We start from the raw sequence: 18,411 nt of genomic DNA, 5'->3' as shown, positions 1-18,411 counted from the left end.
TCTAATGCAGCGGAAAACTTAAGTACCACAGCGTTCCTCGCAACGCATGCTGCCGCGCAACAGGTCTCTAGGGCAGGACGTGTCCTCCGCAACGTGCGCGCGACAGCACGCGTACGCTGCGTCGCCGCTGCCTCACGGCGCGGCCTGCCGCGTCACCGGCTTCAACAGCTCGATCTCGGCGAGCGAAACGCCTTCGCCCGCATCCAGACGCAGGCGGTACGCGCTGTACGTACCAGGCTTGGCGATGCGGAACGGCCGCAGTTGCCGCGCCCAGGCAAAGGCCTGCGCGCGTCGATGATCCAGCGTGGTCCATGCGCCGTCGGCGCCGCGGCCCTCCAGCGTCCATGCCAGGCCGGACAGTGCGATGTCGCCGCTGGTCAGCGTGTAGTGCGTGGCGCGCTGCGCCGTCGCGAAGCGCAGGTCGACGCTGGCACCTGCCGGCAGCGGCAGCGCCGTCGTCGCATCGTCGTCGATCAAGACCGTGGCCTTGGGCTGTCCCTCCAGCGACACCGCAACGGCCTGCGACGCCACATCCTCCAGTCCCTGCGGCGCGCTGCCCGACGGGGTCAACGATGGCGGCAACGTGTCCGCGCCGCTGCCCCAGCGCGAGGGCGTCGCACCCATCACGAACTCCAACGTGGCGCCGTCGGCGATGTCCTGGTGGCGCAGCCAGGCCTTGTTCCATGGCTTGCCGTTGAGCGTGAGCGACTGCACGTACACATTGCGCGCACTGTTGTTGCGCGCGATCACCACCAGCTTGCGGCCCTTGCCGAGATCGACCTCGGCCCGCGGAAACGCCGGCGAGCCGATCACGTACTCCGGCGCACCCATGCGCAGCGGATACAGCCCGAGCATGGCGAACAAGTACCACGCCGACATCTCGCCATTGTCCTCGTCGCCCGGATAGCCCTGGCCGATCTCGCTGCCCAGGTACAACCGGCGCAGCACCTCGCGGGTGAGGCGCTGGGTCTTCCACGGCTGTCCCGCCGCCACGTACATCCACGGCAGATGGTGCGAGGGCTGATTGCTGTGCGCGTACATACCCATGCGCACGTCGCGTGCCTCGGTCATCTCGTGGATGACGCTGCGATAGCTGCCGGCGAAGCGCTTCTCCGCGGTCTCCGGCGTGGCGAACAGCTCGTCCAGCCGCGCGGCCATGGCGTCCTCGCCGCCCAACAGCGTGGCCAGGCCCGCAGCGTCGTGCGGCGTGGTGAAGGCGAAGGTCCAGGCATTGGCCTCGGTGTAGTCGCCGCCCCACACGCGCGGATCAAACTTCGACGCAGGCGTGCTCCACTGGCCAGCCGGCGTGCGCCCGCGGAAGAAGCGGGTGGCGGGGTCGAACAGGAACACATAATCGGTGGCCCGCGCCCGGAAGTACTCGGATTCCTCGCGGTAACGCTGCGCCTGCTGCGGATCATTTTCCTGTTGCGCCAGCGCCTGCCCCATCTGCGCCAGGCCGAAATCGTTGAGCGCGCCCTCCAGCGTCCACGACAGCCCTTCGTGCACGTCGTTGGCCGCGTAGCCGCGGTACATCGAGTGGGCCAGGCCCTTGCGGCCGACATTCGACACCGGCGGCACCACCGTGGCATTGCGCAGCGCCGCCGCATAGGCCTCGTGGGCGTCGAACCCGTGCACGCCCTTCAGCCAGGCATCGGCGAAGGCCACATCGGAACTGGTGCCGACCATCAGGTCCGCATAGCCGGGCGATGACCAGCGCGCCACCCAGCCGCCATCGCGATACTGCTGCAGGAAGCCATCGATCATCGCCCCGGCCTGCTCCGGCGCGAACAGCGCATACGCCGGCCAACTGGTGCGGAAGGTGTCCCAGAAGCCGTTGTTGACGTAGACCTTGCCCGGCAGGATCGGCGCCGAGGTGCGCTCGGCATCGCCGCCCATGTTGTCCTTGGACCAACTGTTCTGGTCGGCATGCCGCCAATCCGGATGCGCCGCATCGCCGACGTTCTCGTGGGCGATGTTGGGATACAGGAACAGCCGATACAGATTGGAGTACACCGTGACCCGCTGGTCGTGGCTGGCGCCTTGCACCTGCACCCGCCCCAGCACCGCATCCCACGCGTCCTGCGCACGCGACCGCACCAGCTCGAAGCCGGCGTCGCCGATCTCCTGCTGCAGATTGCGCTGCGCCTGTTCCACCGAGATCAGCGAGGTGGCGATACGCATCACCACGGTGCGATCGGCGCCCGGCGCGAACTTCACGTAGCCGGTCGGACGCCCCGTGGCGATCTTGCCACTGGCGGTCCAGGGACGGTCGAAGCGCGCATACACGAACAGCCGCGTGGCGCCGTTGGACAGCCCGCTGCGTGTATCCGAGTAACCACGCAGGGTCTGCGTCGCCGCATCCAGGGTCAGCCCACCGCGCGCGTCGACATTGTCGAACAGAAGATTGGCGTCGCCCCCCTCGGGAAAGCGGAAGCGGAAAATCGCCGCCCGCTCGGTCGGGGCCAGCTCCGCACGGATACCGTTGTCGAAGTCCACCCGGTAAAGATGCGGGCGCGCCTCCTCGTGGTCGTGACTGAAAGACAGCGCGCGCTTCGCGCGATCCGCCTCCGGCACGCCGCGCGTGGATGACGGCATCACCTGGAAGGTCTGGCGATCGCCCATCCATGGACTGGGCTCATGGCTGATCGACAGCGCCTGCAAACGCGGCCGGTTGTCGTCGCCATTCTGTTCGTTCCAACGGTACAGCCAACTCAGCGTCCCCGCATCGGTCGCCGGCACCCAGAAATTGAAGCCATGCGGCATCGCCGTGGCCGGGATGTTGTTGCCGCGCGAGAACGTGCCATTGGACTGCGTTCCGCGCGTAGTCACCACCTCGTCGCTGGGCCGCCGCGCCGCCTGCGGTGCTGCCTCGCGGCGCACCGCGACATCGTCGATCCAGCCCGACGCCACCTTGCCGGCCCCAGGCTGTACCTGCAGCTCGATCGCACGAACGCGCTTGCCGCGCAACGCCGCCACATCGCCCAGCCGCACCTGTTTGAACGCCCACTGCTGCGGATACAGCGTCTTCGACGCCGCCTGCCCCGCCCCACTGACCAGCGCACCGTGCTGATCCTCCACGCTCAACTCGGACAAGCGGCGGCCATCGTCGAACAGCAGATCCACCGCCACGCCGGTCGACGCCACCGTATCGCCATCGACGATCTCCGGCAGCACCATCCACGACAGCACCGTGTCCGGCTCCACCGACAGATCCACCGCAAACAGCTGCACGTGCCCGGCCGCAGTGGCGCGATAGTGCAGCGCATGCAGCCCGGTGTAGCCCATGCCGGCCTTGGCCGCGTAAGGCTGTTCGGGTCCGTTGCCGATCGCAACCTGCACGCTCGCTTTGTCTGAATGCGTGGCCGATGCAGGCGCAGGTTCGCCCTGCTCGAAGGAAGACGCGAAGCCAGCATCGGCCGCGCATGCCGCGCCGGTGCCGGCGCACAACAGCGCCGACGCCGCGACGGACGCCAACCACCGGCGCGAAGACTCGGGCAGGTGCGCAAAGCGCGGGCGGATTGACATGGCAGGCTCCCCAAACTCTCTCGGTCGGCTGTGCCGCGACGCGTGGCGTCACGCACCTCCGGTGGCAACGGCGCGCAGTGAAGGCACGCAGCGTGGACCGGATCGACCCGAGGGATCGCCGCTCGAGTCCGCTCCCGACGCAGCGTCACGACCGCATCGGCATGCGGATACGACGACGAGCGTCAGCAAACTCGTAGCACACGATTCCTACCCGCCGTTTTCCCCGGATGCGCTGCATCAACGGCTTTGGATCGATCCAACGCGGTTAGATGTAACACGCCTGTTGTGGGGTTGCATGCTGCTTCGCAACAGTTCGTACGCGTATCGATACGCGATCCAGCATCGATCGCGTTACGTCGAATACGAAGAGGGATGAGGCTGGACCGTCACGCGACCAGGAGCGATTGAAGGCGATGGAGCGCCCTGGCTAACCGACGATCAACGGCTAAACTGGCAAGCGCTGGATCGCTCCACAAACACAGGGGTTTCAAATGAAAATGGCCACACTCGCACTTTTGACTGGACTGCTGGCAACGTCGAGCGCACTTGCCGACACAACACGCTGCTCGACGGACTCGTACGGCAACACAACGTGCCGCGGCGACGACGGAAGCGTGACTCGCACCAGCAAAGACTCCTACGGCAATACCACAACCCGTGACGACCAGGGCAACGTGATTCGCTGCTCCTCGGACTCGTACGGCAACAAAACCTGCCGTGGTGACGACGGAAGCGTGACGCGCAGCAGCACGGACTCCTACGGCAATACCACGACCCGTGACGACCAGGGCAACACAGTTCGCTGCTCTTCAGACTCGTACGGCAATAAGACCTGCCGTGGCGACGACGGAAGCGTGACGCGCAGCAGCACAGACTCCTACGGCAATACCACGACCCGTAGCGATTAGGGCAACGTGGTTCGCGGCTCGGCAGTCGACGCGTCGCCGAGCCGCTGAGCCATTCGATGCCGGCGGCAACGCCGCGATCCAGGTCTCACTCAACCGTCATTACGATCTTGCCTTGGACGTGCCCACGCTCCGCACGCTCGTGCGCCTGCCGCGCCTGCGACAGGGCGAAGGTGCTGTCGATGGCCACGCGCACCGTGCCGGCGTCCAGCAGTGCCGCGAGTTCGCCAAGTTGCGCGCCGCTGGAACGCACCTGCGTGGTGGACACCGTCACGCCCAGTGCCGCCGCCGCATCGTGCCCATCGAAGCCGAGCGGGAAAATAGGGAACAGTGCACCGCCACGCTTGAGCGTGGGCAGGAACTTTCCGGCGCCGGCGCCGCCGACCGCGTCCACCACCAGGTCCACGTCGTGCAGCACGTCCTCCGGCGCCGTCTTGGTGTAGTCGATGAAGGTCTCCGCGCCCAACACGCGCACGAACGCCTCGTGCTTGCCGGAAGCGACCGCGATCACGCGCGCACCTTGCCACCTGGCCAGTTGCAGCGCGAAGTGGCCGACGCCGCCGGCCGCCCCGTTGACCACCACGGTCTTGCCCTGCAATGGCACCGGCGCATGCGGCATGGGCTGCAGCGGATTGGCCACGTCGTGGCCCTGCGCGATCAGGAACTGCCACGCCGTCAGCAACGACATCGGCGCGCCCGCGGCGTGCACGTGGTCGATCCCCGTTGGCTTCAGCGCGACTTCGGACGCAGGAGCGGCGACGTATTGCGCATACGCCTGGCTGCCACCGGCCAAGCCGCTAGGAAAACGCACCATCGCGTACACGGCGTCGCCTGGCGAAAACCCGTCAACATCCTCCGCCACCGCCGCGATCACGCCCGAGACATCCGTGCCCAGGACCAACGGGAACGCCACCGGCGGGCGCCATTCCGGCGGCAGGCGGCTGTAGCCCTCGCGCAGATACAGGTCGGGCGGGTTCAGCCCGGCCGCATGCACCCGGATCAGCACCTCGCCCGGCTGCAGCACGGGCGTGGGCGCGTCCTCGTAATGGAGCACCTTGGGGCCGCCGAACGCCCGCTGGCGGACCGCTTTCATGGTGCGCGGCGTTTCTTCGGAACTGTGCATGGCGTATCCTGATCGGAACAGTGCTCCGAATATACGGAGCACCGCTCCACTTGTAAAGGACAGCATGCGCGCTGACGCCCAGAAAAACTACCAACGCCTGCTGGACGTGGCCCGCGAAGCCCTGGCCGAGACCGGCGCGGACGCTTCGCTACGCGACATCGCGCGCCGCGCCGAAGTCGGCCTGGGTACCCTGTACCGCCACTTCCCCACCCGCGAAGCCCTGCTCGAGGCGCTGCTGCGCACCGACTTCGAGGACCTGGCGGCGAAGGCCGACACCCTGCGCACGGCAGCAGCCTCGGACCAGGCCCTGCTGGCCTGGCTGGAGGAAATCATCGCCTTCACCCATCGCCAGCGCGGCATCCTCGCCCCGATGATGTCCGCCATCGAAGACGAGTCCTCCGCGCTGCACGCCTCCTGCGTGCAGCTGCGCGCCGCGGGTGCCGCGCTGCTGGCGCGGGCACAGGCGGATGGCAAGGCCCGCGCCGACATGGACGGCGATGAACTGTTCGACCTCATCGCGGCGCTGGCTTGGCTGAGGGAACAGCCGTCGCATGCTCGGCGGTCCGAGCGGCTGTTCGAACTTGTGGCTGGGGCGATCCTTGCGCAACGCGCAACACCTCCGACGACGTCACCGGCTCGGAAGCGGTAAGCAACGCCGAGCGCCGACTCCACGCGCTCGACTTCTTCGCATTTATCGCCGTAGCGAGAACCGATGCCGCGCGGCAGAGACGATCAGGCTTTAGGCGCGGGGAACAGCGCGGTGTAGCGCCGCTGCATTTCCTCTGGCGTCACCGTCTCGATCGCATGGCCGATCAGCCAGCGGTGGCCGAACGGATCACGCACCGTCCCCGAGCGCTCGCCGTAGAAGTGGTCCTGCATGCCGCGCTCGAGCGTGGCGCCCGCGGCCACCGCGTGCGCCACCAGCGCGTCGGCATCGTCTACATGCAGGTGCAGCGTGACCGGGGTGGCGCCCAGGTGTTCCGGGCTGCGCACCCCCATCCCTGGATACTCTTCCGACAGCATCAGCGTGTGCCCGTCGAGATCCACCTCGGCATGGCCGATGCGGCCATCGGGCTCGGTGAGGCGGAACCGTTCGCGCGCGCCGAACGCGCGGGCGTAGAACGCCATCGCGGCGGCGGCATCGCGGACGCACAGATAGGCATAGAGCTCGTGGATGGCCATGGCGACTCCTGAGGTGGACGATGCGCTCCATTCTGGGTGCCGGCGCGCGCGGCGTCTTGTAGCCATTTGACCTGCGCCGCGATCAGCGCGGCACGTGGCGCGGCGCGGCGGGGTCAGCCCGCAGTCGCCAGGCGGACGGCGTCACCCCGGCCACGGCGCGAAAGGTGTTCGCCAGGTGCGCCTGGTCCGCGAAATCACTGGCGGCCGCGATCTCGGCCCAGCCCAGCACCCCGTCGCAGGCCAGTGCGAGCGCATGCGAGAAGCGCTGCAGCCGCAACCACTCGTTCGGCGCCAGCCCCGTTGCCTGGCGAAATAACGCAATGCAATGCCGATGGCTCAACCCGCTGGCGCGCACCATCGCGTCCACGCGCATGCCTGGATGCCAGGGACGCAGCACAACGCCCGCCAGCGCCGGGTGCAGCGCCGCAGGCCGGTCACCGGCACGCCCGGCCAGCCAGCGCTCGAAGACCGCGAGCCGCGCCGGGCCGTCATGGCAGGCATGCAGCGTCGCCAGCAGCGCATCGACCTCGCCGGCAGGCACCAGACATTCCAGCGGCGTGTGGTGCCCCGCCAGCGCGGATTCGGGTACGCCGAGCAGAACCGCGGCCGCCCCGGGCCGCAGCATGGCGCCGACCGAGACCGACGGTTGCGAGACATCGCGCACGTGGTACTCCGTGCGCACGCCACCGGCCACCGCATGGCCCAGGCGATGGCCGCACAGGTCGGCCGCATGGTCGAAGACCTGCAGCGGCGCGCCGCCAACGCGCACCGCGATATGCGTGGCCCCGGTCGGCAGCACGTGCTCGCGCGCAAGCGCCCGCACCACCGACGGGCCGGTCGCAGGGTCGTGCGCCCAGACCGAGGCGACTAGGCCGCGCAACGCCGGAATGGGAAGCCGATGAACCGAAGCCATGCGGTGATGCTACGCCTGGTTCGGCGTGGGTCGATAGCCCCTGCCGAACCGCACACCGCTGGTTGCGAATGCGCCGCGACACAACCCATCCGTTCGCGCGCATTGCATCGGCGAACCGATCTCTCACCGGGTCTCGTACAGCATCGCCATTGCAGGCGGCGCCCGCACCACTGGCCAGAAATGAATGCGGGCGCTGACGGCCCGACGCGCCTCTCTATTCGGCCGTCATCACGATCTGCCCTGGATATGTCCTTGCTCCGCGCGGTCGTACGCCTGTGCGCCTGCGGCAACGCGAAGGTGCTGTCGATGACCACGCGCACCGTGCTCGCATCCAGCAGTGCCGCGAGTGCGCCGAGTTGCGCGCCGCAGGAGCGCACGTGGAGGTGGCACCGTCACGCCCGGCGCGCCGCCGCAGGGTCGTCCATCGAAGCCGAGCGGAAAGATGGGTAACGGCGCGCCGCCGCATGTATGCGTACGCAGGAACCTGCCGGCGCCAGAGCCGCCGATTGCATCCAGCGGCGCATCGACCTCGCCGGCAGCGTGTCGTACCCTGCCAGCGCACCGTCACCGCCCGGTGGCGACCGGCCTTCGTCCGCCGCTGTCGTGACTTAGTGGGCGGCTCTGCTTGCCTGGTTGCGCAGCGATCACGGCGTGATAGCACTGATTGCTGCGCCGCTGATCGGCAGCCAGCGGCCGATCCGACAGCCCGGTGCCGACAACGGGGGTAAAGACGCGCCTACAGCGCCGCGCGCAAGACATCCTCAGCGCAGCGCGCCCGCGAGCAAGGCGTGCTGGGCCACGAGATGCCGCTGGAATCGGTCGGCGTAATCGTCCGGCACCGCGGAGACGACGCTCGGCCTGTCCGCGAGCGCTGCCCGCCAGGAGGAGACCCGCGGCAGGCCTTCGAAGACCGACCGCGAAACCGGCGCGCGCAGCACGTCGAAATAGCGGAAGACTGGCGCGAACGCCGCATCGACCATGCAAAACGCCGGTCCCATAGAATACGGCCCGTCGTGCAGTTGGCGTTCCAGCCGCAGCAACTTGTCGCGGAACGCGGCGCGCGCGGCGTCGGCGGTCGCGGCATCCTTGGCGTTGAGGAACTGCCACGCGTCGCCGAGCGCTGCCGTCCCGAACTCCACCCAGGCGCGCTGCTGGGCGCGCGCCAGCGGGTCTCCCGAGAACATCGGAGCACCCGGCTGCGTCTCTTCCAGGTATTCGCAGATCGCCATGCTTTCGAACAAGACCACGTCCGGGCCGCCCGGCAGCCGGACCTGCAGCAGCGGCACCTTGCCGGTCGGCGACAGCGCCAGGAACCACTCCGGCTTGGCGGCCAGATCCACCTGCACGCGCTCGAACGCCACGCCCTTTTCGAGCAGAACGATCGCCGCGCGCTGCACGAACGGACACAGCGGATGACTGACGAGTTTCAAGGAAGGAAGCGACATAACGATCTCTGCAGGCAACGCGAAGAGGGCGACCCGGCCGGGCGCAGCGCGCCCGGCCAGGCCTGCCGGCGATCGGTGACCGCCGCGATCACAGCGTGCGGCCGCCGTCGACGATGAGTTCCGTCCCCACCGTCCAGCGCGACTCGTCGGAGGCCAGGTACACCACCGCCTTGGCGATTTCCTCCGGCGTCCCGAAGCGGCCCATCGGGATGCTCGCGGCAATGTCCTTGTTGACCTGCTCGCGGTACGCCTCGGGAATGCCCAACTTGTCGTACAGCGGCGTCTCGACCGGGCCGGGACTGACCGCATTGAAGCGGATGCCGCGTCCGAGCAACTCGCTCGAGAGGGTCTTCGTCATGTTCAACAACGCCGCCTTGGTCGCGCCGTACACCGACGAGTTCGGCATGCCCACGTGGACGTTGACCGAGGCGTTGAACACCACCGATGCCGGCGCGGCGAACACCGGCAGCAGCGCCTGGACGAGGAAGTACGGGCCCTTGACGTTGACGGCGAAGGACGCATCGAACGCCTCCTCGGTCCAGCTTTCGGCCGGCGCCCAGACCGACACGCCCGCGTTGAGGAACGCGATGTCGAGCTGTCCGAAGTGCGCGCCGATCGTCTGCGCCAGCTCCTTCTGCGCCGCGACGCTGGCCGAGTCGGCGCGCAGCACCAACACCTCGTCGCCGAGCGTGGCCTTGGCCCTGGCGATGGAGTCGGGGTTCACCCCGGTGACGATGACGCGCGCGCCCTCGGCGAGAAACTGCCGGGCCGTTTCCAGGCCGATGCCGCTGGTGCCGCCGGTGATGAGAGTGCGCTTGCCTGCTAGACGGGACATGGTGTGTTCCTGTGGTTGCGGTGGGCCGGCCACGCTGGCCGGCCCTCGATGGAGACGCAGCATGCGCCTATGCCGTCGTTGCCATAAGCCGACGCATGCGCATAGCATTCATGCCGATTGCGCATGATTGAGGCAGACCGTGGACCGCTTCCTGCTGATGACCTGCTTTGCCCGCGCCGTGGAGACCGGGAGCTTTTCCGCCGCCGGCCGCGACCTGGGCATCGGCCAACCCAATGTCAGCCGCCACGTCGCCGCGCTGGAGGACCACCTGCGCACGCGCCTGTTGCACCGCTCCACACGCAAGCTCGCCCTGACGCCGGAGGGCGAGCGCTACTATGCCGAGGTCCGCCGCATCCTGGACGCGGTGGACGAGTCCGAGACCTCCCTGCGCGCGGACGTCAAGCCGACCGGGCTGCTGCGCGTGGCATGCCCCACGGCGTTGTCGCACACCTACGTCATGCCCCTCGTTCCCGGCTTCCTGCAGCGCTTTCCGGACATGCAACTGGACCTGCAGATCAACGACCGCTTCGTCAACCTGCTCGACGAAGGCGCCGAGCTGGCCATCCGCATCGGCCACCTGGAGAGCAGCGCGCTGCGCGCACGGCGCATCGGCGCATTCAAGCGCGTATGCGTCGCCAGCACCGACTATCTGGCCAGGCACGGCGTCCCCCAGGTACCGCAGGACCTGGTCCATCACGAGTGCGTGCTCTACACGCTGCTCGCCTCCGGCGCCACCTGGCGCTTCAGGGACGTGGAGATTCCCGTCAGCGGCCGCATCCGCGTCAATTCCCCCGAGGCCTCGCGCGCGTCCGTCAGCGCCGGCCTCGGCATCGGCATCGGCCCGGAGTGGCTGTTCGAGGACGGCCTGAAGTCCGGACGTCTCCAGACCGTGCTCGGCGCCTACGCCGCCCCCTCCGTGCCCATGCACATCGTCTACGCGGCCAATCGCCTGCTCCCGAAGCGCGCCGCCGTTTTCATGGACTTCATCGCCGCGGCGTTCTCGGAGATTCCGCAGCTCAACACATAGCGCGATTCTGCGGGCGCGGTTCTAGCTTCAACGCCTCGCGATGGATGGCCCAGGGAGCCACGCTAACGGCACGCCCCCATCCCTCACTCGCCCGTCGTCTGCTGGACGTGGTCAGCGAGGTCCAGGCCGAAACCGGCCACCGGGGCGATCCTTGCGCAGCCCGCACCGTCTCCGACGAGAACGTCGGCGCGGAAACGGTAAGCGCCGAGTGCTTACTCCCTGCCCTCGACTTGTTCGGAGACCAACGGCTCGCCGCGCGCAGCACCGCGGTCGCCTGCGCGCGCGTACTGCGTCGGTGGCTGTCCGACGTGGCGGGCGAACGCGACGCTGAAGGTGCTCGCGGAGCTGTAGCCGACGCGCTCGGCGATCGCGGCGATACCGAACTCGTTGCGGCGCAGCAGGTCCTTGGCCAAGGCCATGCGCCAGGCGAGCAGGTATTCCATCGGCGCTACGCCCACGGTGCGGCCGAAGCGCTCGAAGAACGCCGAGCGCGACAACGCAGCTTCCTTCGCCAAGGCCGCCACCGTCCACGCGCGCGTGGGCTGCGCGTGCATCGCGCGGATCGCCGCGGCCAGGCGCGCATCGACCAGCCCGCGCGCCAGGCCCGGCGACGCCGCCGTGCCCGCGGCCGAACGCAGTGCTTCGATCAGCAGCACTTCCAACAGGCGCGCGAGCACGACCTCGCGCGCGGGCCGCGCCTCGCGCGACTCCTCGCTCACCAACTGCACCAGCGTGGCGAGCCGTTGCTCGCCGTGCACATAGACCATCTGCGGCAGCAGCGAGACCAGCAGCGCCGCATCCGGCGAACCGAAACTGCAGTGGCCAGCCAGCATGCGCAAGTCGGTGGGGCCTTCCTGCATGCCGATCCGGAACACGCCGTTGCCCAGTGCAGTCGGAATCGTCTCGGCCACGTCCGCGTGCGGCGCCAAGCTGGACATCGTGATGCGGTAAGCCGCGGGCACCAGGACGAAATCGCCCGGCTGCAGCAGGATCGGCGCGCCGTCATCGAGCGCCATGTGGCAGCCGCCCTCCAGCACCGCGCAGTAGAAAGGCTGCCCGGCATCGGAACGCCGGATGCGCCAGGCACCGGCACCGACCACGTACTTGGAGAATCGGGCCGCCGGCTGCAGCAGCGTGACCACCTCGGCCAGGGGATCCACCATCGCTGGACGCTCGCAAACGAATCAAGGACGCTGGATCGTAGCGAGTACGGGGACCGCAATCTATCGTGACTCCTCGTCCACGAGCAAAGGCATTCCCTTGAAGACCGTCCTGATCACTGGCTGCTCCTCCGGCTTCGGCCTGGAAACCGCACGCTATTTCCTTGCCCGCGACTGGCGGGTGCTCGCCACCATGCGCACCCCGCGCGAGGACCTGTTGCCGCCATCGGCACAGTTGCGCGTGCTGCCGTTGGACGTCACCGACGCGCAGAGCATCCGCGTGGCCGTCGAAGCGGCCGACCCGATCGACGTGCTGGTCAACAACGCCGGCTTCGGCGCGCCCGCCCCGTTCGAGTTGATGGACATGGACACCGTGCGCGCCCTGTTCGACACCAACACCTTCGGCACGATGGCGCTCACCCAGGCCGTGTTGCCGCAGATGCGCGCACGCGGCGCCGGCGTCGTGGTGCACGTCACCTCCAGCGTGACCTACAAGCCGCTGCCGCTGGTCGGCGTCTACCGCGCGGCCAAGGCCGCGGTGAATGCCTTCACCGAATCGCTGGCGAGCGAAGTCGAACCGTTCGGCGTGCGCGTGCGTCTCGTACTGCCGGGGTCCTCGGGCGAGACGCGCTTCCGCGACACCGCGCGCACCCGCCTACGCGGCATGGACCATGCGGTCTATGGCGAGTTCATGCGCCGCACTCTCGCACGGATGGCCGAATCCACCGGCCCGGGGACGCGCATGCAGGACGTCGCCGAAGCCGTGTGGCGCGCGGCGACCGATGCGTCGGCGCCGTTGTATCTGCCGGCTGGGGCGGATGCGGTGCAGTGGGCGGCGGAGGCGGGGTGAGTTGGCGACTGCCTCAGGCGCGTCCGCATGACGCGCCTGGCGATTGTGGGATTTGCTGGAAACCCATAAGCGATGTCCTCGGCCTACTGCATCGGTACCGATGCCTTCGGGCCTTGGCCTCCTTGGCACAATCACCGCACTTTCCGCGGTGATTGGGGCGGCGAATCGCCGCAGATCGTCCGCATTGCCTACCGGGACGGCCGACGCCCCCACCGTATGAAGAGGCGACCTCCGTCCAAGGGGCTGGCATGTAGCGACGACGCGACCGGCACCACGCCGTCTCCATCGTCAAGCGCTTCGGCTCACGCCGGCCGCCCCGGCAAAGCCACCTCCAAAACCAGGCGGCTACGGCGCCGCCTTGCACCTGCGTCGCTTCTTCGCCGCAGGCGGCGGCACCGCCGGCGCAGCCGTGATCAGCAGGGCGCCATTGGCCATCGTGACGCGTACCTTGTCACCCACCGCGAAGCCGAGGCCTTCCAGCCACAGGCCATGCAAGCGCAGGCTGGGCACCTGCCGCCCGACCCGCATGCCATTGCGTTCCACATCGTAGTAGCGATAGCCGATGGTGCATTGCGTGGGCCGGCGCGGGACCGAGCGCCTGGGCGCGGCGACCTCGTCGGCATCGGGGCACACAGGCGGTGCCGACGCTGCACCAGGCATCGGTTCGGCGGCAATCGCGTCCAAGGGGTCGGGAGATTCGAGCTTGAGCCAGCAGGGGTTTGCCTTGACGGCGCGGCGAGGGGATTTGGTCTTTGAACGAGCGGCAGCACTACCGGACATGACGTCCTCCATTTAAGTGGGAGTCGCCAAGTGATTTCGGGAGACCAAACCCGGCCGCGGAATTTGCCGTAGCGAATAGATAGTTGCTCGATCCAAAGAAGCTGTCAACGCTTAAAACAGAACGTCTGTAGCTGCAGGAAATCGCGCCTTGCGGACTAAAGTCAACCTGACCCCAATATCGGCGGGATGGGTACCACTTATGCGCCTTAGCGTCGAACTCGTATACTAGCTTCGACGCAGGTGTTCCCCGCTGCGCAAAAATCGAGATGATCCTAGCGGCTTGCGCGGCGCCCTGAGATAGCCCTTCATGCGCCGCGTAGTTCAACGCAACATCACTCCCTCGAATCAGGAAACTAACTTGGCAGCCGTTTTGCCGGCTCTCTATGCAGATGCACGGGGCTTTGCGTTCGCTTGCGCTTGCGACCACTCGCTTCAGCCAAGCGTGCAATCCGGAATACAGCGCCTTGCCTGCCTCAGTTGCGAACCCCTTGACGAGCGGATTCCATACGAGGATGGCGAACGGAAGCCCAATTCGAACGAGTTCAATCAGCGTCTCACCAGCGTTGTGAGATAGCGGAGTCCTGGCCACAGGAACCGGTGCGGTTGAGGCAATTTGGTCGATCCATGACTCAGGCACATCTCGCGGATCGCTCGCGACTTGAATGTACAGGTCATTGTCTAGCTCCGGCAGTGTGCTGGCATCAGGCGCTGATATTTCACCAAGCCCGACGTCAGCGAACGTCTGAACCAGGTCACGGTTGTAATACCCTAGAAGCGCAACCACGAACCGCTCACCCTGAGGACCGACGAAACTAGCGGCCTCAAGCACATCACCAACGGGCCGCCCCGGGTCGTGATCGCGCAGTAGCGGTATTGGATCGCGCGTTAGGGCGTTGAGCAAAGACGCAGGGTGCGCCTCGACCAAGAGCGACCCGTCTGCGGCGCGGGCGTCCGTCCAGATGACACCCGGCACCAACTGCCCATAGATGCCTCCCCCATGCCTGGTTATTGCGCTTTGCACCCAAACTTGCGCCTCAACGGTGCCGGCTAGGAGATTCGACATGCTGTCCGCCTCAAGATTGTTAGGAGTTTCCTCGGCGTGACTCCGCCGACAAAGCGGGACTTTACAGCCTCCACCCACTCAGTATTCGCACAACCCGATGAGTGTGGTGCCAGATCCGGCAAACGGATGCGGCCGCCCTCTTCGCATCGGCTTGAGGCACACTGCTCTGCACACCCGATGAACCGCCGTCATGACCCCCCTAACCCAGCAAACGATTGCGTTGGTTACTCAGCAGCTAAGGGAGGTGGGCGAGCTAATTGGCGCGATGCGACCGCCCCTCAAACCACCCGGTCGGCCACAGTGCGCGTTGTTCCTGACGATCGCGGAGCAGTTCGAGGCGACGGTGCGCCTAGCGCAGGCCGGTCTACTCACGCACAGTGCGGTCCATGTCCGCTCGATGTTGGAAGCGCTGGCCGACCTGTACCTCTTAGCACGGGACGTTGAACACGTCGACAGGATGAAGCACAAGCAGCTACACGGGGAGAAAAGCTTTTACGACAGCATCCGTGAGGCTTTACAGGACGATGTTCGAAACATGATCGATACCCGGCTCGTGGAGGTGGAAAAGAGGTACGCCCCCCTACATGCCAGGTTCAAGAGAAAGCGTAGTCAAGCAGATACCTTTGCTGCCGCCGACTTGAGGGTCTTAATCGGACCGTACACGCTCCTGTGCAGCTATGCGCACAGCGATCTGACAGCACTGGCGCAAAGGCATCAAGGCCAACATGGAATGGCCCACAGGGCAGAAGTGCCTAACGAAATTGCTTTTCTAATACTCTCGTTGGCAAGCATGGCACTCATGCAGGCCACGCTGCCAATCAAGGAAATTGCCAAATTTCCAGATGGGAAATTCGACACTCACTTCCAATGCATGGACCGGCTCTATGGAAAACTCATGGAGCTGCGCCCAGCGAAGGGCATCAAAGCAGACTGATAGAAAGCCGCTCATGGGCGGCTTTGGTTGATTGGCCGGATGCTTTTGTGAGCAACCGTGTATTGTACGTCGGCAAACCTCAGGGTCAGGTTCACTTCCACTTCTTTTCAAGAGCAGACCTACCAAACCGTACCTTACGCAACTCGGACAGCACGTTGGTATCGAGCATGTAATCACGAGAGATCAGCCGGCCGGACTCCAATCGTCACGCGCGTCAGCTCAACCTCAATCTCCGCGACGCCCGGCATCGCCAGTGCATCGGCAATGTTGCGCCGCTGCTTGGTCAGTCGTTGATAGTCTTCGAAGCTCAACAGCACGTAGGCAGGCTTGCCGCGATCCATGATGAACACCGGGCCGCCCTTGGCAGCCTTCTTCGCTCGCTTCACGTCCTGGCTAAGCTCCGAACTGGATAAGGTTTTGATGGTCATAAGGCACCTCCCATATCAGCTGAGTGTAGTTGCGTCACTACAACCCTGATTAATGAGCTTCGCCGTTACAGAACGCTGTCATCGACACTACGCGGACCGTCGCAACGCGCTTAGCTAGCGAGCTTGAGGCAGTGCTGGGATGACCCTGAGCACGATAGCGATGATAGCTAATTGCTCCACGTGTCCTGCATCGTAGAGCCCATGATGGAGTACGGATGGGTGGACTACTACGTCTACGGACAGGCATTTATGGGTGACGTTTCGGAAGCGAAGCTACTCGTGGAAGCCGGCGTGCACCAATGGGGCACGGCAAAGAAGCCTGCTCGCCATCTGGCAGTAATTCGCAGCTAACCTTTAAAGCAAACCCCATCGGAGCAGACTCAAGTCTCTCCACAACGTCTTAGTCAGGCAAGTTCAATTCGCGCTGATCGCCCTCAGTGATAGCCCCTGAATCGAACCCATCCACAAGTTTGACAGCACGCGTCCGGATGTGACCACCCTGCCTCAATCGCTCGCAATACTTATAAAGAGTATTGCCATCCTCAGTGAGTATGAAGCCGATGTCCTCATGACTGGCTTGCGCGATCAGCTTGACATCATCCCGCACCACTGGACGCGAGTCTCCAACATCGCGCGGCGCAAGTTGGTTCCAGATATTCGCAGCTTTTTGTCCATGAGGAATGTTGAAGTTCAAAGGGCGGAAATTTCCCAGTGGCAAGTCAGTGATGGCTTGCTTAATGCCGAACTCCGAAGCGACGATAGCCGAAAAATACATCGGCACGTTACTCTGAAGCATATGGCGATAATACTGCACTGCCACCAGATGATTCGGTCGCCGGGAGTCGACTAAGGTAATCAAAAAACTGGTGTCCAAAATGGCCGATGCACTCATCCGTGACCGCCCCGCAATTCTTCTAACCAGTTGTCGGGAACGTCAGCCCACACCTCTGTTCCCTTCTTCACCAAACTGGCGAACGCGGCTTCATCCCAGCGTGGCTGATTGGCATCGAAAGCCAGCAACGTCAAGTTACGCAACTCGCCAGTTCGCAAGTTTTCCTCAGCAGCTACACGAAGCAAAGCAGGCTTGTAAACCCGGTTCCTTTCTTCACCGGATATCAATTCCTGGGTAGCGGCGATGGTAAAAGTTTGGCCTGTATCCACCTTCAGGTGGATGTTCGGCCTGATCGTCCCGCCCATGTCCATCACCGTGCCGCTTAGGAACTTCTCCGTAGGCATCCAGACAGATTCCACCTGATTGCGAAAGTCGCTAGCAGAATCCACCCGAATTGTCACGGCCTTATTTTTGTCAGCCACTACATAACTGCGATGCGGGTTCTTGCGTGCGGAAGCCTGCCAACGCTCCACTACGGCGGCGCGCTTGGGGTCGAGCGAGCCAAGTTCAGAGGGGTTTTGCAAGCGTACCAAGTCGGCCCACAAGCTAGTAGCGGCGAGCAATCCACTGGCTACGATAGCGAGTGATCCATCCTCAATGGAGACAATAACTTGTCCTGGATCAACATCTTTCTTAGAACCCTTTAGGAAATCCTCAACCTCGCCTCGGAACTGCCCCAAGAGGGAGAGCGGAACATACGACGGCCCGACCTCAGCATCATTGATGCGATCGTTCAGGGCAAAGCGAAGGGAATCCAAAGGCTCCATAGCTTGGGATTGTAGCTCTCCACGTTCTCAACACGAGCGATTGCCATGCGTAGCAATCATTAGCCCCAAAACATAGCAAAGGCCTGGGCGCGACGCGCAGACAGAACCCGCCGTCGAGCTAGCTTGAACAACCGGACACCGCGATTGGCTGCAAGCCATTGAATTTCCTGGTGGGCCCACCAGGATTCGAACCTGGAACCAAAGGATTATGAGTCCTCTGCTCTAACCGTTGAGCTATAGGCCCGGATGCGTCCGGAGCGGGCGGGCGATGCGTCGGCCGCCGGCTTGGCGCCTCTGGCGTGCATGCAGAGGAAGGCGCCGAGGCGGGCGTGAGTTTACCGGTCGGGGTGGTGGGCTGTCTGCCCGGGGTGGTAGACGGGGGCGAGAATTTCTCTCGGCCTTGTGGGCGCAGCGAACTGAGCGCCAGGGACTGCACCTGATCGGTGCTGATCCCTGGCATCTCGTGTGGTTGCAGCTCAGGTGCTGACAGTGGGTCGGGAAAGCGTCGGGACTGAAGTCCCTCCCACAACAGCCGGCTTCTCTCCGAACAGCCGGCTCTTTTCGCGCTAGCCGCGGCCCCTT

Annotated in this window: 17 protein-coding genes and 1 tRNA gene; 5 read left to right on the top strand and 13 right to left on the bottom strand. The window is 65.4% G+C overall.

Going from position 1 to position 18,411, the window contains the following annotated elements:
• Positions 1-132: 132 nt before the first annotated feature.
• Positions 133-3,525, bottom strand: a complete 3,393-nt coding sequence (locus FHR66_RS13220) for a GH92 family glycosyl hydrolase (RefSeq protein WP_237475268.1) — start codon at positions 3,523-3,525, stop codon at positions 133-135.
• Between the two features lie 491 nt (positions 3,526-4,016).
• On the opposite strand from FHR66_RS13220, the gene FHR66_RS13215 reads away from it, so the two are divergent.
• On the top strand, positions 4,017-4,433 hold the full coding sequence (locus tag FHR66_RS13215) for a hypothetical protein (RefSeq protein WP_160966020.1): 417 nt from the start codon (positions 4,017-4,019) through the stop codon (positions 4,431-4,433).
• 85 nt (positions 4,434-4,518) lie between these two features.
• On the opposite strand, the gene FHR66_RS13210 is transcribed toward FHR66_RS13215, so the two are convergent.
• Positions 4,519-5,553 carry an NADP-dependent oxidoreductase gene (locus tag FHR66_RS13210; protein ID WP_160966018.1) on the bottom strand — a complete coding sequence of 345 codons (1,035 nt, stop codon included), beginning with the start codon at positions 5,551-5,553 and terminating at the stop codon, positions 4,519-4,521.
• Positions 5,554-5,617: 64 nt separating this feature from the next.
• On the opposite strand from FHR66_RS13210, the gene FHR66_RS13205 reads away from it, so the two are divergent.
• The gene (locus FHR66_RS13205; protein ID WP_160966016.1) at positions 5,618-6,202 is read left to right on the top strand and encodes a TetR/AcrR family transcriptional regulator; all 585 of its coding nucleotides are present in this window, start codon (positions 5,618-5,620) and stop codon (positions 6,200-6,202) included.
• Positions 6,203-6,285: 83 nt separating this feature from the next.
• Here FHR66_RS13205 and FHR66_RS13200 read toward each other — a convergent pair whose 3' ends face one another.
• From FHR66_RS13200 to FHR66_RS13185, 4 genes are all read right to left on the bottom strand, one after another.
• Positions 6,286-6,735 carry a VOC family protein gene (locus FHR66_RS13200; protein ID WP_160966014.1) on the bottom strand — a complete coding sequence of 150 codons (450 nt, stop codon included), beginning with the start codon at positions 6,733-6,735 and terminating at the stop codon, positions 6,286-6,288.
• Positions 6,736-6,817: 82 nt separating this feature from the next.
• Complete coding sequence (locus FHR66_RS13195; RefSeq protein WP_160966012.1) at positions 6,818-7,648, bottom strand: helix-turn-helix domain-containing protein; 831 nt, start codon at positions 7,646-7,648, stop codon at positions 6,818-6,820.
• A 761-nt stretch (positions 7,649-8,409) separates the two neighbouring features.
• The gene (locus tag FHR66_RS13190; RefSeq protein ID WP_237475267.1) at positions 8,410-9,111 is read right to left on the bottom strand and encodes a glutathione S-transferase family protein; all 702 of its coding nucleotides are present in this window, start codon (positions 9,109-9,111) and stop codon (positions 8,410-8,412) included.
• Positions 9,112-9,181: 70 nt separating this feature from the next.
• Positions 9,182-9,928 carry an SDR family oxidoreductase gene (locus tag FHR66_RS13185; protein WP_160966010.1) on the bottom strand — a complete coding sequence of 249 codons (747 nt, stop codon included), beginning with the start codon at positions 9,926-9,928 and terminating at the stop codon, positions 9,182-9,184.
• Positions 9,929-10,055: 127 nt separating this feature from the next.
• Here FHR66_RS13185 and FHR66_RS13180 point away from each other — a divergent pair, with 127 nt between their 5' ends.
• Positions 10,056-10,955 (top strand): LysR family transcriptional regulator, encoded by a 900-nt coding sequence (locus FHR66_RS13180; RefSeq protein WP_456361760.1) that lies wholly within the window; start codon positions 10,056-10,058, stop codon positions 10,953-10,955.
• A gap of 212 nt (positions 10,956-11,167) precedes the next feature.
• Here FHR66_RS13180 and FHR66_RS13175 read toward each other — a convergent pair whose 3' ends face one another.
• Complete coding sequence (locus tag FHR66_RS13175) at positions 11,168-12,118, bottom strand: AraC family transcriptional regulator (RefSeq protein ID WP_160966006.1); 951 nt, start codon at positions 12,116-12,118, stop codon at positions 11,168-11,170.
• A 97-nt stretch (positions 12,119-12,215) separates the two neighbouring features.
• Between FHR66_RS13175 and FHR66_RS13170 the strand changes: the two genes are divergently transcribed.
• Positions 12,216-12,965, top strand: coding sequence for an SDR family oxidoreductase (locus tag FHR66_RS13170; RefSeq protein WP_160966004.1), 750 nt, complete (start codon positions 12,216-12,218; stop codon positions 12,963-12,965).
• A 345-nt stretch (positions 12,966-13,310) separates the two neighbouring features.
• Here FHR66_RS13170 and FHR66_RS13165 read toward each other — a convergent pair whose 3' ends face one another.
• Positions 13,311-13,745, bottom strand: coding sequence for a SymE family type I addiction module toxin (locus FHR66_RS13165; RefSeq protein ID WP_160966002.1), 435 nt, complete (start codon positions 13,743-13,745; stop codon positions 13,311-13,313).
• Positions 13,735-14,808 carry a hypothetical protein gene (locus FHR66_RS13160; protein WP_160966000.1) on the bottom strand — a complete coding sequence of 358 codons (1,074 nt, stop codon included), beginning with the start codon at positions 14,806-14,808 and terminating at the stop codon, positions 13,735-13,737. The genes FHR66_RS13165 and FHR66_RS13160 overlap by 11 nt, the downstream gene beginning before the upstream one ends.
• A gap of 190 nt (positions 14,809-14,998) precedes the next feature.
• On the opposite strand from FHR66_RS13160, the gene FHR66_RS13155 reads away from it, so the two are divergent.
• Entirely contained in the window at positions 14,999-15,742 is a 744-nt protein-coding gene (locus FHR66_RS13155; RefSeq protein ID WP_160965998.1) for a DUF5677 domain-containing protein, read from the top strand.
• A gap of 173 nt (positions 15,743-15,915) precedes the next feature.
• Here FHR66_RS13155 and FHR66_RS13150 read toward each other — a convergent pair whose 3' ends face one another.
• The 4 genes from FHR66_RS13150 to FHR66_RS13135 all read right to left on the bottom strand — a co-directional run bounded on the left by FHR66_RS13150 (position 15,916) and on the right by FHR66_RS13135 (position 18,073).
• Positions 15,916-16,170, bottom strand: a complete 255-nt coding sequence (locus FHR66_RS13150; RefSeq protein ID WP_160965996.1) for a type II toxin-antitoxin system Phd/YefM family antitoxin — start codon at positions 16,168-16,170, stop codon at positions 15,916-15,918.
• A gap of 400 nt (positions 16,171-16,570) precedes the next feature.
• The gene (locus FHR66_RS13145) at positions 16,571-17,062 is read right to left on the bottom strand and encodes a PIN domain-containing protein (RefSeq protein WP_160965994.1); all 492 of its coding nucleotides are present in this window, start codon (positions 17,060-17,062) and stop codon (positions 16,571-16,573) included.
• A complete protein-coding gene (locus FHR66_RS13140; RefSeq protein WP_160965992.1) occupies positions 17,059-17,829 on the bottom strand; it encodes a hypothetical protein in 771 nt (256 codons plus the stop codon). The genes FHR66_RS13145 and FHR66_RS13140 overlap by 4 nt, the downstream gene beginning before the upstream one ends.
• Before the next feature lie 168 nt (positions 17,830-17,997).
• A tRNA-Ile gene (locus FHR66_RS13135) sits at positions 17,998-18,073 on the bottom strand.
• Positions 18,074-18,411 lie beyond the last annotated feature (338 nt).

It is taken from the genome of Xanthomonas sp. F4 (assembly GCF_011761895.1).
Note: the sequence above shows the minus strand (reverse complement) of the source record. Positions and strands in the feature narration are given on the sequence as shown.